This window comes from Geminocystis sp. M7585_C2015_104 (assembly GCA_015295805.1).
In the GTDB taxonomy this organism is placed as follows: domain Bacteria; phylum Cyanobacteriota; class Cyanobacteriia; order Cyanobacteriales; family Cyanobacteriaceae; genus DVEF01.
In genome coordinates this window covers 1-17,023 of the sequence record DVEF01000011.1, presented here as the reverse complement: position 1 = coordinate 17,023, position 17,023 = coordinate 1, and the positions used below count along the sequence as shown (strand labels likewise).

11 protein-coding genes are annotated in these 17,023 nt (G+C 42.7%); 3 read left to right on the top strand and 8 right to left on the bottom strand.

The window, feature by feature from the left end; all coding sequences use genetic code 11:
- Positions 1 to 96: 96 nt before the first annotated feature.
- Together IGQ44_01120 and IGQ44_01115 are read right to left on the bottom strand one after the other, a co-directional pair.
- A complete protein-coding gene (locus IGQ44_01120; GenBank protein HIK36582.1) occupies positions 97 to 966 on the bottom strand; it encodes a hypothetical protein in 870 nt (289 codons plus the stop codon).
- A 274-nt stretch (positions 967 to 1,240) separates the two neighbouring features.
- The gene (locus IGQ44_01115) at positions 1,241 to 1,666 is read right to left on the bottom strand and encodes a hypothetical protein (GenBank protein ID HIK36581.1); all 426 of its coding nucleotides are present in this window, start codon (positions 1,664 to 1,666) and stop codon (positions 1,241 to 1,243) included.
- A gap of 48 nt (positions 1,667 to 1,714) precedes the next feature.
- Between IGQ44_01115 and IGQ44_01110 the strand changes: the two genes are divergently transcribed.
- Entirely contained in the window at positions 1,715 to 2,962 is a 1,248-nt protein-coding gene (locus IGQ44_01110; protein HIK36580.1) for a histidine--tRNA ligase, read from the top strand.
- Positions 2,963 to 3,623: 661 nt separating this feature from the next.
- A complete protein-coding gene (locus IGQ44_01105) occupies positions 3,624 to 4,295 on the top strand; it encodes a queuosine precursor transporter (GenBank protein ID HIK36579.1) in 672 nt (223 codons plus the stop codon).
- A gap of 4 nt (positions 4,296 to 4,299) precedes the next feature.
- Here IGQ44_01105 and dndD read toward each other — a convergent pair whose 3' ends face one another.
- The gene (dndD, locus tag IGQ44_01100) at positions 4,300 to 6,297 is read right to left on the bottom strand and encodes a DNA sulfur modification protein DndD (protein ID HIK36578.1); all 1,998 of its coding nucleotides are present in this window, start codon (positions 6,295 to 6,297) and stop codon (positions 4,300 to 4,302) included.
- A gap of 211 nt (positions 6,298 to 6,508) precedes the next feature.
- Here dndD and IGQ44_01095 point away from each other — a divergent pair, with 211 nt between their 5' ends.
- Positions 6,509 to 9,667 carry a glycosyltransferase gene (locus IGQ44_01095; protein HIK36577.1) on the top strand — a complete coding sequence of 1,053 codons (3,159 nt, stop codon included), beginning with the start codon at positions 6,509 to 6,511 and terminating at the stop codon, positions 9,665 to 9,667.
- On the opposite strand, the gene IGQ44_01090 is transcribed toward IGQ44_01095, so the two are convergent.
- The 5 genes from IGQ44_01090 to IGQ44_01070 form a co-directional block, all read right to left on the bottom strand.
- Positions 9,664 to 11,835 carry an O-linked N-acetylglucosamine transferase, SPINDLY family protein gene (locus IGQ44_01090; protein ID HIK36576.1) on the bottom strand — a complete coding sequence of 724 codons (2,172 nt, stop codon included), beginning with the start codon at positions 11,833 to 11,835 and terminating at the stop codon, positions 9,664 to 9,666. The two genes, IGQ44_01095 and IGQ44_01090, sit on opposite strands and share 4 nt — an antisense overlap.
- A gap of 58 nt (positions 11,836 to 11,893) precedes the next feature.
- Complete coding sequence (locus IGQ44_01085) at positions 11,894 to 13,939, bottom strand: O-linked N-acetylglucosamine transferase, SPINDLY family protein (GenBank protein ID HIK36575.1); 2,046 nt, start codon at positions 13,937 to 13,939, stop codon at positions 11,894 to 11,896.
- Positions 13,940 to 13,992: 53 nt separating this feature from the next.
- Positions 13,993 to 14,517, bottom strand: coding sequence for a prepilin-type N-terminal cleavage/methylation domain-containing protein (locus tag IGQ44_01080; protein ID HIK36574.1), 525 nt, complete (start codon positions 14,515 to 14,517; stop codon positions 13,993 to 13,995).
- Between the two features lie 111 nt (positions 14,518 to 14,628).
- Positions 14,629 to 16,794: an O-linked N-acetylglucosamine transferase, SPINDLY family protein gene (locus IGQ44_01075; protein ID HIK36573.1), complete on the bottom strand. Its 2,166-nt coding sequence runs from the start codon at positions 16,792 to 16,794 to the stop codon at positions 14,629 to 14,631.
- Positions 16,795 to 16,814: 20 nt separating this feature from the next.
- Positions 16,815 to 17,023, bottom strand: a 209-nt coding sequence (locus IGQ44_01070) for a DUF4164 domain-containing protein (protein HIK36572.1), incomplete at its 5' end; no start/stop codon positions are given.

The following is a 17,023-nucleotide window of genomic DNA, read 5'->3' as shown; positions in this document are numbered from 1 at the left end:
CGCGACATCGAAAATCAGCTCGATATTTTTCTCTGTAGCCTTAATCTGTAACATGGATTTCAAGGAGGAAATTAAATCCGGCAAGGAAAAGGAATTCTATCTCAATTCAATCCTGCCGGATTCGATTTTTGATATTTCTAATACCTCATTAATCAAGGATAACAAATGCTCGCCACTATTTAGGATGATTTTGAGGTTTTCCCTGGCTTCCTCATCCAGATTATTATTGTCTAATAAAATCTGAGTGAAGCCCAAAATAGCATTGAGTGGCGTACGAAATTCATGACTCATATTAGCGAGGAAAATGCTTTTAGCTCTACTGGCTTTTTCGGCAATTTCTTTAGCTTGTTCCAATTTTTTTGTCCTTTCCCTGACTTTTTCTTCTAGTTGTTTATTGAGGTTTTGGAGGAATTTTTCCTGTTGGATGAGACTATTTACTAAATCCCCGAGACTGTAAGAGAGGAGGAGAATCTCATTTCTGGGGGTAGAAGTAAATTTGGGGAGGGGGAAGGTAATAAGGGGAATTTGTCGCTCCCCCTTTAGAAGACGATAGGCTTGTTGTGCTATAGTGAGGAGGGGTTTAGTGATAAAATGGGCAATCCACCAGCAGAGGGAAGAAAAAACACTAGCTAGTAACAACCCCCAAAGTATTATCTCTCCTTGCAACTGAAAGGCAGGTTGTAGTGCGACTTCTCTAGGCTGACGTACAACAATATGCCACCCCAAGCCGGGATAATCATAGTAACTGGCGTCTTGCAGGGAGACGGTGAAGAAACGGGAATCGTTGAGAAAAGTGGAAAGAGAAGCCTGGGAGAAAACCTCCCCTTCTAGGGTTTTGGCAGTATGAAGTATAACGACGCCTCCCCTATTAAGAATAATAACCTCTATTCCCTGGCCCTGGGGAAGATGTCGAAGAAGGGTATTATTAACTTCTTTTACCCACTCCCAGCTAAGATGTGCACCCACCTAAAAGCTGCCCACTGGGATTATAAACTAGAAAGGCGACATCTAAAAAACGCCAAGGCTCATTATTAGGGAGTGGGGGTAATTTTCTAGCGAGTAATACAGCTTCATGCACATCGCCTACAAAAGGACCTTTTAATCCCTCCCGAAACCACGGGCGTTTGCTGACATCTACTCCTTCCAACAGCCGCTTCGTGGCAACCTCTACTTTGCCGTCTACGGTGGCAAAACCAATCCAGGCGTAGTATTGATATGTCTGTTGCAGTTTTTCCAGGTATTAACGGCGTTTGTCTTTGTCTTTCCCCTTTTGGCGAAAAACATCTAAAACGGTTAAGTTGTCAATGTCATTATACCGCTCAAACATGCCACGGGAAAAGGTGTTGACTAATTGAGTTGCCACCTGTTGGAGGAAAATACGTTTTTCTGCCCCCAGACGGGTTTGCACCGAATGGGATACTATAAAGCTATACAAGAGGGAAAGGAGAAAAATACTACCTCCAAAACAAAAACCCAGTTTCTCCTTGAGGGTGAAATTTAACCACAGTCGTATTAGAAGAGGTGGTGGGGGAAAAAACATAGAAGAGTGAATTATGAAGATGACCCTATTGGCATTATAGAATACACTTAAGGGAAAACCACAGGGGTGATTGGCGTTGGCGGTAAGGGATAGGAATAATTGCCTTTGTGTGTGGATTTCTGTCAAAATGTAACAATGTTTGTGGGCAGAGAAAAGAAATCAGACTTACCCCATATGGAAGTGATACAGGCTATAAGAGGCACAAAAGATATATTGCCAGAAGAGGTAGTCTATTGGCAGTATGTGGAAAGGGTAGCGGCGGAAATTCTAGAAAAGGCGGCATATCGGGAAATTCGCACTCCCATTTTCGAGTCTACCCATCTGTTTGAAAGGGGTATTGGTGAGACTACTGACGTGGTGGGTAAAGAAATGTATACTTTTATTGACAAAGGTAACAGGAGTATTACCCTTCGCCCCGAGGGAACAGCAGGTGTAGTAAGAGCGTATATACAAAATAAATTATATGCCAGTGGGGGAGTGGAGAGACTGTGGTATTGTGGTGCTATGTTCCGCTACGAACGCCCGCAGGCTGGGAGGCAGAGACAGTTTCATCAGATAGGCTTGGAGTTAATAGGGAGTAATTCCCCTCGCGCGGATGTGGAAGTGATTGTGTTGGCAACAGAGATATTAAGGAAACTGGGGTTGGAGAATTTGAGTTTACAGTTAAATTCTGTTGGGAGTGTGGAGGATAGACAGAAATATAGAGAGGCGTTGGTGGATTATTTAACCCCTTACAGGGAGGATTTAGACAAAGATTCTCAGGAAAGACTAACTCGGAATCCTCTTAGGATTTTAGACAGCAAGGATAGTAAAACTCAGGAGATTGTCAAGGGGGCTCCTAGTATTTTAGACTATTTAGGTGCGGAGTCTAGACGCCATTTTGACACGGTATGTAGTTTACTGACGGATTTAGGGATTGCCTACCAGTTGAATCCCCATTTAGTCAGAGGCTTGGACTACTACACCCATACTGCTTTTGAGATTCAATCGGCGGATTTAGGCGCACAAGCTACAGTATGTGGTGGTGGTAGATATGACGGGTTAGTATCCCAATTAGGGGGTAATGAAACACCAGCCGTTGGTTGGGCCATGGGGATGGAGCGTCTTATCCTATTATTGCAGAACATTCGTCCCATGTCACCTCCCTGTGTAGATATTTATTTTGCCAGTCGGGGGGAGAAGGCGGAAAGACAAGCCTTGATTGTTGCCCAAAACTTACGTCGAGCCGGTTTTAGGGTAGAGTTAGACTTGAGTGGTAGTAATTTTGCCAAACAGTTGAAAAGGGCATCTCGTAGCGGGGCGAAAAAGTGTTTAATATTAGGAGACGAGGAGGTGGAAAATAATACCATTCAACTTAAAGATTTAACCACAGGACAACAGGAAACCATCTCCCAGTCACAACTGATTGATTTTCTGCGATGAGGTGAGTGGGAGACACTATTACCCACATCTTTTAATTCAGGGGGGAAATCATTGTAAGGGATGCCACTAGTAGGAGTGGAGGGGATTATCAAAATGGGGGCTATTATGATACCATGATGGCCCACTGGTTTGGAAAATAGGGGAATGAGATAGTAGCTGGTGACATGGATGGGGGTGGAAGAAGAAGGGATTATTAACCATTAAATGCGACAGTAAGCGGGTAGGGGGTTATTAAACGAATACCAGTCTGACACTACAGACACTATAAACACAGACAATATAAACAGACACTATAATCACCATAATAATGAATGGCCTGCCGGTGTGGGGAAAAGAAGGGAGAGGAGAGTTGTTAAAACAAGACAGCAATCCAATGTGATAATGGGTGAGGTAAGGAGGGGGGGGAGATTGTTAAAACGGACCATGACATTGTAATACTATAATGACCCACTGGCGCATGTGGGGGGCGATTGTTGCCATTATAAACACCATTTTTGGAAGACTCTGACATATCTGATATAATGACCCACTGGTGTGGAAAATGGGAGGAGAGAATTGGTTAAAACAGGGGCCTAGGCGGTATAATAGCAGGCAATATGGTGGGAGAGAAGGGATTGTGAAAACAGATGCCAGTGGGGTATAGTAGCCGGTGACATGGATGATGGGGAGAGAGGGAATCATAAAGACAGATGCTAATTTAATCTTTTTAACTATATCTGGTGTTTTTATTGGCTGTTTGGTTTGTTCGAATCTTATTTTCCAGAAGTTTTTTACTGTCAATATTTTCTCTTTGTCTTTAGAGGTTTCCGTAGGGATTATTCCCTATCCTATTACCTTTTTATGTACCGATATAATCTCAGAGATATATGGGAAAACCAGGGCGAATCAGGTAGTAGTTGCGGGTTTTATCACCAATATTTTCATCTTGGGGGTAATCTCCATTGCCAACTGGGTGGATGCTACCAGTTGGTCCCCCATTGATGATAAAACTTTTAATAAGGTATTTGGGTTGTTTCCGCCAGCGGTGATAGCTTCACTATTAGCATATTTAGTCGCCCAGTTTGTGGATATTAGATTATTTCATTTTTGGAAAGACTTGACTAGGGGAAGGTATCTTTGGGTAAGAAACAATTTTTCCACCATATTCTCCCAAATTATAGATACCTGTTTACTGTTGGGGGTTTTATGTTTCTTCGGGGTAGTTTCTTGGGATAGAGTTGGCGATTTATTTACCAACAGTCTGATTTATAAAATTCTATTTGCCTTGGCTGACACTCCCTTTTTTTATTTAAGTGTTTGGCTGCTAAATCCGCAATTTTTCAGGGAGAAGTGAAGAATTACCAAAAGTAGCCATTTTGGATGACGGTGCGATGATTTCTGCTATCGTGTTTTAGAATATATTCCCTGGAGATAAGTTGTTTTTCCCTAAAGAAGGTAACTTCTTCTTTGCCGATTTCCGTGTCGGTGGAGAGGAGAATAACTTGATGGGAGGCGGAGGGAAAATAACGTTGAACTAAATTTTGACGGTGGGAGGAATCTAATCTTGCCAAGGGGGTGTCTATTACGACGGGTAGACTCTTTTCAGATATTCTAGTTAGTGCCCATAATAGAGAAGTGGCCAGGATTTGTTTTTCTCCGGCAGAGAGTCTTTGTTTAGGTATTAATTTTCCCTCTAGGTTGTACAATTGTATGATAAGATTGTCCTCTTCTGGGGTTGTCAAATTTCCCTCCAAACACACTCTGCCAATGAGATTGTTTTTGTGGAGTAGATAGCGAAAACAGGTTGTTACTTCCGACTCTAGTTTGTTGAGTTTGGTGTAAGTCAATCTTTCCTGGAAAATAGCAAGAGTTTCTTTTATCTTAGGGATGTTTTCCAGTATATGTTGGGCGCGAGAATCCTCGACTTTTCTATCACTGTAGTTGTCCAATTTTGCCTCAAGGAATTCAATTTTACCTTCCACCTCATCTAGTCTTTTTCTCACGTATTCATAGTCACTCTTTGCCTGAAGGAATCGATGTTGTACATCTTGAAGTTTTTGCTGCAATGTTTCATACTGCTGATTCAAATTGTCTTGAGAATTTTCAACGGTTGCCAATAATTCTTCTTCCAGAGTTTCCAGGGATTCAAAAACAATTTGAGCCTTCTCCATTTGGCGTGGCAACAGGTTGCCCACAATGGAGGTGAAATTTGCCATGGTTTTACTCTTTATAGGCAAATAAATTTTTTTGGATTGCAGCTGTATTCTGTCTAGGTGCCGCTGTTTTTTCAGATAGGAATCTACTGCCGAAATTATCTCGGGTTTTGTCTCAATTTCTTTTAAGAAGGATATAAGTTTTTCGTCTCTCTCTGCAATCAGATTCTGGGACATTTCCAATTGCTTTAGTAGCCACTGATGTTGCAACTCCGCCTCTAATTCTTCTAGTAATGTTTTGATGAAACCCAGAGGTAGATACTGATAGGCCAGACGTTTTAATTCCAGTGTTAGATTATGGATTTGTTTTTCGGTATACCTAATTTTCTGAGTAAACTCTTGTTTCCTGGCCTCATTTTTTGAAACAAAATCTTGCCATTGTTGATGAACTTTATTGTACTCTTCTTGGCTTCGTAAGAATGCTTCCTTTTTCTCTAATTCCTCTCTTAGTAAGACTTCCCTTTCGTTTTCCAATTCCCTTAACTGTTTTTCCACTTCAGTAGTCTTAGCCGGATTTGCGTCAAATATTTCTCTTTTCTTGCGGTTTGCCAAAACATCTAAATCCACTACCAATCTGTCAACAATTTCTAAACCTATAATAGACTTAATAGCCTTGACTAGTGCGGAGGGTATAAAATCCCTTTCTGCCAGATTTTTTATCCTCTCGCCATCGCAAAAATAGAGATTTGACAAGCCTGCCGGTATAATTGTCTCAACATATTCATCCCAATTGTCCGTCAATTCTACATCGGGATAGTCTTCTATCATTACAGACAAGTTGTCGGTGCCATTCGCTATGATTTTATCCCAAAAACGGATGACTCTAATATGATAGTGTCGTTTATCAAACACGTATTCAAAAGCCAATTCTACCCGAGCATATTCCCCTATATCAATTTGCCGATTAATACATTGCAACAAGAACTCTCTGTATGTCATATTATTACGGTTAGAGTATTCGGCGCGTTTGCCATACAGTGCCAATTTAATAGCATCCAATATTGTAGTTTTTCCTCCCCCATTGAGGCCGCCGATGAGAATAATGGGAGAGTTTCCCAGTTCTTCATTGGGGGCTAAATTAATAGTATTTCTTCCCCTGTATGGGCCAAAGTTTTCCAAAACTAACTGCTTAAATATAATCATCCATTATTGCCCAGTAAACCCGAGATTATGCTTGGGTACATTATAGCAAAAATATGTATAATTTGCGAGAGTTATAGCGAATTTTTATTAATTTGAAATCTGAAAGAATGGGAAGGAACACCTAGGATGAAATGCCAGTAGCAATGGACAAATTATACCGATGAAAATGGGGTAAAATAAATAGAAAGTTAACCGTCAGCGGGAAGACAAAATGACACAAAAAATAAGGACACCGGTAGCCTTAATTATTTTTAAACGTCCGGAGACTACAAGAAAGGTGCTCAATGTAATACGAAAAGTCAAGCCTCCTAAACTACTAGTAATAGCAGACGGGGCGCGGGAAGACAAACCAGGGGAGTGGGAAAAGTGTTTGCAGGCGAGGGAAGTTGTCAGGGGGGTGGATTGGGATTGCGAGGTTTTGACTAACTATTCAGATGTGAATTTGGGTTGTAGGAAAAGGGTTAGCAGTGGTTTGGATTGGGTATTTTCTTTGGTAGAGAAGGCTATTATTTTGGAAGACGATTGCATTCCCCATCCTAGTTTTTTCCGTTACTGTGAGGAGTTACTGGAGAGATATGGTGAAAATGAGAGAATAATGATGATTTCCGGAGATAACTTCCAGTTTGGGCGCAATAAAACCGGGTATAGTTATTATTTCTCCCGTTATGGCCATTGTTGGGGGTGGGCAACTTGGCGTCGGGCATGGCTGAAATATGACGATTCTATGAAAAAATGGCCAGAATTGAGGGATAGTGGTTGGCTGAATGAGTTTTTAAAAAATTCCCAGGCGGCGGCTTACTGGTCAAAAATATTCCAGGCAGTCTATGATGGTTTTGACACTTGGGATTATGTTTGGGTATTTGCCTTATGGAATAACAACGGTTTTTGTATTCTACCGGAAGTTAATCTTGTAAGGAATATTGGTTTTGGTGTAGAGGCAACCCATACGATTAAAAGAGAAAGTATTTTTGCCAACATGCCAGTGGCCGCCATGGATTTTCCCCTAAAACATCCGCCAATTATAACTCCTCACATAGAGGCAGACAATTTTACAGAGGAGACACAATTTAGTGGTGCGTTTTGTCCAACAAAATGCAAAATTTGTCATTCAGATTCCTATTATTTTGCCACGGCGAAGTTCTTGCAAAAGTATGATGTAAAATACTATCAGTGTAGCAATTGTGGCTTTGTGCAAACTGAAAATCCTTACTGGTTGGAGGAGGCATATTCAGAGGCAATAGCTGCCAGTGACATAGGGTTGTTGTATCGGAATAATTTCCTGGCTGAAATTGCTGCCAGACTGATATTTAACTATTTCAATCATGAGGGGAAATTTTTAGATTATGGGGGTGGATATGGAGTTTTTGTGCGTTTAATGAGGGATAGAGGTTTTGACTTCTACTGGTATGATAAGTTTTGTCGGAATCTGTTTGCCACTGGGTTTGAGTTATCAGATTGCCAGGATAAAAAATTTGAAATGGTGACGGCATTTGAGGTATTTGAGCATTTTAACAACCCCCTTGGGGAGATGGAAAACATCTTGCAATATTCCCAAAACATACTTATTTCTACTCAGCTATTACCTAAGAATAATCCTAAACCTGATGAATGGTGGTATTATGCGCCCCACGAAGGGCAACATGTTGGAATTTATACTAGGAAAGCCTTGGAGATAATGGCGAGGAAATACAACTTAAAACTCTATACTGATGGAGAGTCTTTACATCTCCTGACTGTTAATAACAACCTACCTGAAAATCTGTTTACCCTTATAAAAAGAGGAGAGACAAAAACCCCAAGTAAAGAATCCCTTTTGGCCCGAGATTACGAGACAGTTATTAGTAGAATTGCACAGAGGCAAAGAATCACCAGAATCCCTGAGCCAAAATCGCCGATAATTGTAATAGACGGGGTATTCTTCCAATTGTGGCGGACAGGAATCGCCCGAGTGTGGTATAGTCTGTTGAGAGAATGGGCAAAGGGGGAGTTTGCCAGTCATATTCTAGTACTAGATAGGGTTAACACCGCACCGAGAATAGAGGGAATTCGTTATCGTACTATTGCTGGCTATAATGTGAACAATATAGAGGGTGACCGTCGTCTATTGCAACAAATCTGTGATGAGGAAGGGGCAGAATTATTCATATCCACCTATTATACCATCCCTCAAACCACCCCCTCTATTTTGATGTTGCATGATATGATTCCGGAGTTGTTTGGATTAGATTTGAATCATCCCTCTTGGCGGGGGAAAACAGAGGCAATCAACTATGCCAGCCATTATATATGCGTTTCTGAAAATACTGCCCGGGATTTAAGAAGAATTTACCCTCACATCAGGGAGACAGACATCACTATTGCCTACAACGGGGTGGGAGAAGAATTCTATCCTGCCAACCAAGAGGAGATTATAAGATTTAAACACAAATACGGTATACATAAGCCCTATTTTCTCATCACCAGTGCCCTGGGGGAAGGCAAATATAAGAATACTATTCTTTTTTTCCAGGCTTTTAGCAAACTGGCTAATAGGGGGGGTTTTGATGTTGTCGCCACTGGCTTTGGCAACCAGTTACCCCCTGAATGGCGAAAATATACAACAGGATGTAGTGTACATTGTTTATACCTGGGGGATGAGGAATTGAGAGTGGCCTATAGTGGGGCTGTAGCACTGGTGTATCCCTCGAAGTATGAAGGTTTTGGGTTACCGCTGTTGGAGGCAATGGCATGTGGTTGTCCTATAATTACTACCCCAAATGCTTCTCTACCAGAAATAGGGGGAAAGGCGGCAATATACGTGGAGGATGATGATGTGGAGGGGATGGCAGAAGCCTTATGTGAGATACAAAAACCCAGTGTTAGGGAAAGACTGATAAAAGAGGGATTAGAGAGGGTAAAACAGTTTTCTTGGGCTAATACTGCTTCAATAATTAGGGAAACTATTCTAGATGTTGTTTCTCTCCCTGTCAAGCTAACAGACTGTAATTATCTGATATTGCCCTACTGGCAGGGGGAGGAAGGGAAACTGATTGCGGCATTAACTGGCATTTTAGAGAAACTGACTGTGGCAGCCACCCAGACTGATAAGACTGTAACTCTGATTATAGACGCCAGTGGTTATAGTGAGGAAGATGCCAACTCACTGGTGTCGGGGGTGGTAATGGAATTGATGTTACACCAAGGGTTAGACTTGGAAAAATATCTAGACATAGTATTTGTCAGTGACTTGAATGAGAGACAGTGGAGAAAATTGTTGCCGAGAATAAAAGCCAGAATTTCCTTCTCACTGGAGGATGTACAAAAAGCTAGCAGGGATTTATTTAAAGATTTAGCAACAGTGGGGGAGGAGGAGTTGGATGGGATAGTCTAACAGTTGCCAGTATAGATTTCCCACATTTGACGATAGGCGTTTTCCATGTCTCTGGCGAATTGTCTAGCATTCCAAAGGGGGGAGGTGTGTTTAGCCTGTCTTAACTGCCAACTGACTTTGTTGCGTAAATTCTCGTCTTTTCCCAATTTTATTCCCCACTCTACATACTCCTCATCAGTAAAGGCAATCCCCTCCCTTACCCCCACATTCATCATGAAAGTATAACTATTACGGGCAGCGAATTGTTCCCCTACTCTTGTAACTATTGGTATTTCTTGCCAAAGGGTTTCCAGGGTAGTAGTAGCACCGTTGTAGGGGTAAGTATCTAGAACAACATCTGCTATTTTTAGGTTGGCACGGTGAATGGCCTCTGTGGGGGTGGGGGGGAGGAATTTAATTCTATCGGGGTTAACCCCTTCTTCAGTGGCGATGGTGGCAAACAAGTCTTTTGTTGCTTTTTCGTCGCCAAAACCCTTGATTAACAGATAGCTGTTGGCTACAGCCTTGAGTATTTGCATTTGGAGACGGATGATGTGGGGGTTACGTTTGAAGGAGTTTTGTACATTGAGATAAACAACTGCCTCCTCTTCGATTCCCAGGTGTTGTCGTTTTAGAGTGGGAATATCGATTTCAAAACCGTCTACTGCTATATATACATGAGGCAGACGCCAGATTTTTTCCCTATAGTATTCCTGGGCGGAGTCTGGTAAAACGTAGGGATCAGCTATAAAATAGTCTAAACTAGGGATGCCGCTACTGTCCATTCCCAACCAACTTACTTGAATAGGGGCGGGTTTCAATGACATAACAATGGCGGTAATATCGTGGGTGAGGCTATCCAAGTCTACTAGGATATCCACTTCGTCTTTTTCGATTTCGGTGATATACTCATTCACGTTTCTGCCGCCACTATAGGTTTTATCTACTCTATTGATAAAGAATGTTTGGGTGATGTAGTCTTCTGGTTGGCAGACTAGGTAAACATAAATAGAGAAATTTTCCCTATCATGATGGCTGATTAACCAACGACTCAATAGGCCCACGGAGTGACTTCTTAAGGTGTGCCCAATATAGCCTATTTTTAGTTTTTTTTGCCTGTTTTTTGGTTTGTAAAAATAAACTGGATAACTGAACCTTGAGCGGTTTTCTAATTCAAATCTTTTCGCAATACCATTAATAAGAAATCTGTTTTCTCTAGGTTTATCCTGTAACCAATACAATGAGTCCACTGTGGCTATTAGCCAAGTTTTCAAGTAGTCCTTCTCTAGGGGTTCATCCTCTTCTATAAACTCTTTCAGACGCTGTTTATATCTTTCAACATAGGGAGATATACTCAGCCAGTCGCCCCCATGTATTTGATTATAGACCAGCATGTGGCTGGCTAAAAGTTTTTCTCCCCGAGTTTTACTGTGTTTCTCATATTTCAAGGCTATTCTTTTAGCGTCCTCGTGTCTGCAAGCCCTTATGTAGTAACGAAAAATTCTGTGTAGTTTCCACAATTTATCATCGTTATTTTGAATAGGAAATGACAGTAATAATTCCAGCAGTTTAGCGCCGTATACGACATACCCCTTGTCCTCTGCCATCAGGTCAACTTTTGACATTATCAAATCGACGACTTCCTTGTAGCCCTCCACCAGTGGTTTTATTTTTTCCAAAAATTCCAGAGTTTTTATATGGGGACACTCTAGGATTCTGTCTAAAAGTTTAAAAAGGAGCCCTCTATGATTTCCTTCAAATTTTTCCCTAACAACTTCGGCCAATTTATATTCTTCCAACAGGGATATGTAAAACTGGTTCAAGGAGAATTTAAGCAGCAAAAGTCTTAGAGTATTTTCCAGATTATATGGCGCGAATCCTGCTATTTTTTCCCTTATAATTAGAGCAGTGTGTTGTTGGCTGATTTCCTCTTGTCTTTTTGCCTCTGCTTCTAAAACTTCAACTAGGCTTTCGTTGAGGAAATCTGTATTTTCTGGCTGTAATTGGACAAAGGGAATCAACCAGGTGGCAGTAGCTTCCTCCTCATTTCCGTTCAACAAGTAGGCTAATCCGAGATGCCAGTAGTTGGTGATTTCCTCGGGATTTTCTGTTATTTTTTGCTCATAGTAACTAATTGCCGCGGGATAGTTTTCAGATGTCAAAAATTCTGTTATCTCCTCTTCTGCCATTTTCATTCCAAACGATTGGTCAATTGTTGTTATTATATCCCACCCCACTCTCTATTTCCTAATCCCCATCAGATTGGACTACTTGTGTATAAAATTGTTCTAAACCCCTCACACATTCCACATCATCGTAGAGACGGTGGTGATTTTGGGCAATTTTCTCTCTAATCTCCCGACGCCAGTGGTTGTCTGTGGCAAGTCTTACGGCGATGTCCACATATTCCTGTGGGGAAGAGGCAATGGTTTCTGTTACCCCCAGCATGGTCAGTATAGCATAGGAGTGTCGGCCTCGCATGAACTCCCCGGGCATAGTCACCACTGGGAGACTACAAGCCAAGGCTTCTAGAGTTGTGCCACCACCCGACCATCCTAAACTGTCTAGGAATATATCACAAGCTAGGTTTAGACTCAAGTACTCATCTGTGCCTAGTTGGGGAAGGAAAGTGGTATAATCCTGTATGTCCAGTCCCAATTCCTGAAAGGCTTTGCCTAAACGTTGTTGGAATTGACTGGCCAATTCTGGATTAGGACGACTGATAAATACAAATTTGCTATTGGGTATTTGAGAGGCTATATTAGCTAACAGGTAATCATTTTCCGGCAGATACTTAAAAATACTTTGCCCACAGAAGAATACAATACTGTCTTGCGGCAAGCCGAAGTAATCTCTGCCTTTGGGATTTTCTGGCAGGGGGGGTTTTTGGAAGGAGATGCCTATGTTTGGCAGACGGATTAACTTTTCTGTGTAGTGTTCTTGTGCGTTTTCAGGTTCCATCAAATCACTGGAGAGGAAATAATCCACTTGAGACAAGCCGGAGGTTTCAGGGTGGGCCCATGTGGTACACTGTACAGGGGCAAGTCTTAGACTGCCCAAAAAAGCCATCTGGGAAGACATGCCTATTTCTATCAACACCAGGATATCCAAATCATCCTGGAGAATCTGATGACAAACATCTTCAAATCCGTCTATATGGTAGAAGAAGTGACTATTTTCCTCGTAGACTCTGGTGACCTCGTCGTATGTGGTACCAATATAATAGGAGTAGATTTCAAACTTGTCCCGATTGTGGTGGCGTAACCAGCCGGAGGTAAGTCTAGCCACCACGTGTCTACACATGCATTCGGAGACATAACCCACTCTTATCTTGCGGTTGACAACAGGTTTTTTTGGTTTTGGCTTCACCCAATCAGGATAGTTGGCGGCTAATACCCTGGCTAGCAAATCTCCGTATTGTTTTTGTAAGTTCCTGTGATTGAAGCGTTGGTAGGCTAACTCGAAGTTAACATTACACCTGAAACATTCAAAGGCTTTTTGTCTCACCTCTGGATTATTTAAATCCAGTTTAGCCACCTCCTCGGTTAGCCTATTCAATCCCTCAACATACCTCTGACGATAGTACTCCATTTCCTCCCGACTATGATAGAGGGGAGGCAGCACCAGATATTTTCTTATCTTCCAGAGAAGACTGTAATCCGGGCATTTTCTTTCCGCCTCTTCCGCAATCTCAATGGCCTCTTTTATCCTACCGCTTTTGTGATAGGCGGCGAATAGGTTCAGGTAACCGGCGTAACCGTGGGGGGAGTAGGACACCTCTTTTCGGAAAACCTCTATTGCCTTCTCTGTCATCCCCCATAATAGATACAGCTTCCCAAGACGCTCACAGGAGTCAACTATCCTCCCCAACTGGATGGCCTTAAGGTAACACCTCTCCATGCGGGGGAAGTCTGCCGCCAACTCCGCCGCCAACCCGATACGGTGGTAGTACACGGCGTCCTCTTCCCTCTCCCCCTCCCGGTTGGATAACAACTCCTCTAGGATTGTATAAACCCTAAGGGCGGTTTGAAGTGAGCCCCTTTTGAGTATTCCCCTGCCAATCCCATCTATAAAGGAGACAATGGCATCTAATTCCCTCTGAAAATCCTCTGCCTCTAGCAACAACGACATCCAAATAGACTGGGCAGTCTCTTCTTCCCCCGCCAGGGAGTAGGCCAAAGCTAAAGCATAATAATCAGCCCGCAGGGCAACTCCCTCCCCCATCCTCCCCTCCAGGAGGGAAATTGCCCTGCCGTAGTCCCCGGCCAAAAGCCGCTCCACAACGTAATCCATTTTTGGCGAAGGGGGGCATCGGGGCACAACCCGCCAACACCCCCAGACGGACACTATTTCAACTCAGCACCGGCACTGCAGCCCGCCGTGCCGCCACCCACTGATGCCGTGGCAGTCCCACCTATGTTGTCGGACTGGCATATGGAGCTGTCATAGGCACCGTCTTTAAATGCTATCCCGCCGGCATAGTTCCTCACACCGTCCTTGGTGGCCTGGTTGGCTGTGGCACTCACAGTGGCCGTCTCACTGGCCCCAGTTACATTCCAGGTTGAATAATACTGGGTTTTGATTACAACACCCAGGGCGTTGGTTGCGGAAGTGACGTTGACGTTATGGGCAAAAGTTTGTCTTTCAAAGTGGTAGGCTTGTTGGGCGCGGTTGATGCTGCCCACACCGTTTTTACCCTCGGATTCTCTGGCTTTACCTACTTGGCCCAACAGGTTGGGCAGTGCTACAGCGGCTAGTACACCGATGATGATTACTACTACCAGCAACTCGATGAGGGTGAAACCCTCTTTGTTTTGTTGTTTTTTCTGACGCAGATAGGCGAGGTACTTAAGGGTTACTTCCGGTTTCATACTTTTTCTCCTCCTACGGGTTTGACTGCCAACTAGTCTGTCTTTTCTGTTACTTCCAGCTTACCCACCCCCACCCAAAAACCTATCACCCTTACCAAAAATTTTTTTCCGTCATTTCTGATACGCCTCATACATTTGCCTGTAGGCATTTTCCATGTCTCTGGCAAAGGAGAGGGCATCCCACAGGGGGGAGGCGTGTTTAGCTCGTTTTAGTTTCCAGGTTACCTTAAGTCGCAAGTCCTCATCTGTGCCCAGTCTTATGCCCCACTCTACATACTCCTCATCGGTAAAAGCAATCCCCTCTCTCAACCCCACATTCATCATAAAACTATAACTGTTACGGGCGGCGAATTGTTCTCCTACTCTTGTAACTATTGGTATTTCTTGCCAGAGGGTTTCCAGGGTGGTGGTAGCACCGTTGTAGGGGTAAGTGTCTAGGACGACATCTGCTATTTTTAGGTTAGCACGGTGGATAGCCTCTGTAGGGGCGGGGGGGAGGAATCGTAGTCTATTGGGGTTGACGCCTTCCTCTGTGGCGATGGTTTTGAAGAGATTCTCGGTACTTTTGCCTGCCATGCCTTTGACGAGGAGGTAGCTATTGGGGACGGCTTTTAGTATTTTCATCTGTAGGCGAATTGTATGGGGGTTTCTTTTGTAGGGGTTTTGAATATGGAAGTATACAACCGCCTTTTCTTCGATTTCCAAGTCTTCCCGTCTTAGGGTAGGGACGTCCACTTCAAACCCTTCCACGGCTACATAGACATGGGGTAGGCGCCAAATCTTCTCTGTATAGTATTGTTCGGCTTCCGGTGGCAAAACGTAGGGGTCTGCGATAAAATAGTCCATGTCGGGTATGCCGTCACTGTCCAACCCCAACCAGGTAACTTGGATGGGGGCCGGTTTTAGTGCCATAATAGCAGCAGTGGTGTTGTTGGTGGCACTGTCCAGGTCTACCAGGATGTCAATTTCGTCTTTTTGGATTTGATTGACTATTTCCTTCACATTGCCGCTACTGCTAATATAGCTTTTATCTACCCCTTGTTGGAAGAATTTTTTGGTAATATAATCCTGCGGTTGACAGATGCCGTAGGTGTGAATAGAAAATTCTTCTCGGTTGTGGTATTTTATCAGCCAGCGACTTAATAGTCCCACAGGATGTCTCCGCAGACTGCATCCTATATAGCCTATTTTGAGTTTTCTCGGTTGCTGGTTTTTCCTGTTGCTAAAACTGGAGCCAATACAAGGAAAAATTCTATGGATTTGTTGGTGGAATATCCTACCTATACTATTGACTACATGTCTATTTTCTATTAGATTATCCCGCAGATAGAAAAAAACTGGGGGAATGACAATCAACCCCACAGCCAAGTATTCTTCCATTTCCTCGGGGGGGTTTGCTATCAACTTCTCTAGGTATTCTCTTAGTTTTTGCTCATATTGGGGAACATTAAACCAATCATCTCTACTTATACAGTTTATCAGAAGTTGGTAATAGGCCGAAACTTTCTGTGGCAGGGTTTCACTGTATTTTTCATATTCCTGGGCGTATATTTTTGCCTCTTCGTCCCTGGATGCCCTACTATAATACTGAAATAATCTACCTATATTTTGGAGTTTGTTAGGCAGTGTATCTACTACGGCGGCTAATAATTTTGCCCCCCAAAACGGCTGTTGTTTTCTGTCGGCAATTTCATCTATTTTTGCTGATATAACCTGAACAAATTTGTTATCATTCCCCAGAATTGGTATAATCTTTTCAAGGAATTTAATTGTGGCATCATCTGGTATTTCTAATACAAATTCTAACAGCAGATAAAGGTCTTTTATTTCTTCCTCTGTAAGTTCACGTCCTCTTTCTAGAAGCGAAGATAGCAGTTTTAGTATCTCGGGATCGAAGCAGTTACGGCGGCAATTACATAGGGCTAATTTTATCATGTTTTCCAGATTATCGGGGGCAATTTCTACTATTTTTTCTCTTATAATGCCCTCGGTATTGTGATTGTTTTTTGCCGCGTGTCGTTTAGCTTCTCGGAGTAATATCTCTTGCAAATTCTGGTTCAGATTATCCGTTTCCTCTGGCAACAATTCCACAAAAGGGACTAACCAGATGGCGGTGGCTTCTTCCTCGTTTCCGTTTAACAAATAGGCCAGCCCCAAATACCAGTAATCAGTGATTTCTTCCGGGTTTTCTGCTATTCTTTTTTCGTAGTAATTGATTACAACTGGATAGTTACCGCTGTCTAAAAATTCCTTTATTTCTTCGTGCCAATCGTTCATTTTTATCTCTTCCTCACCCCTTAGACGGCATTGGGAAAGAGTGCAATTTTGACTATAATACCCAACAATCCAGTCACTAATACTCCTACAATACTCAAAAAACCAATAGTAAGGGTATTCAGTCGGCTATTCCCCTCGTCAAAACGTTTATTTACTTCATCAAAGCGTTTGTCATGGCTGTCTAGCCTCTTGACGATTTGCTCGTTTTGTGCCTTTAATTTTTCCAAAT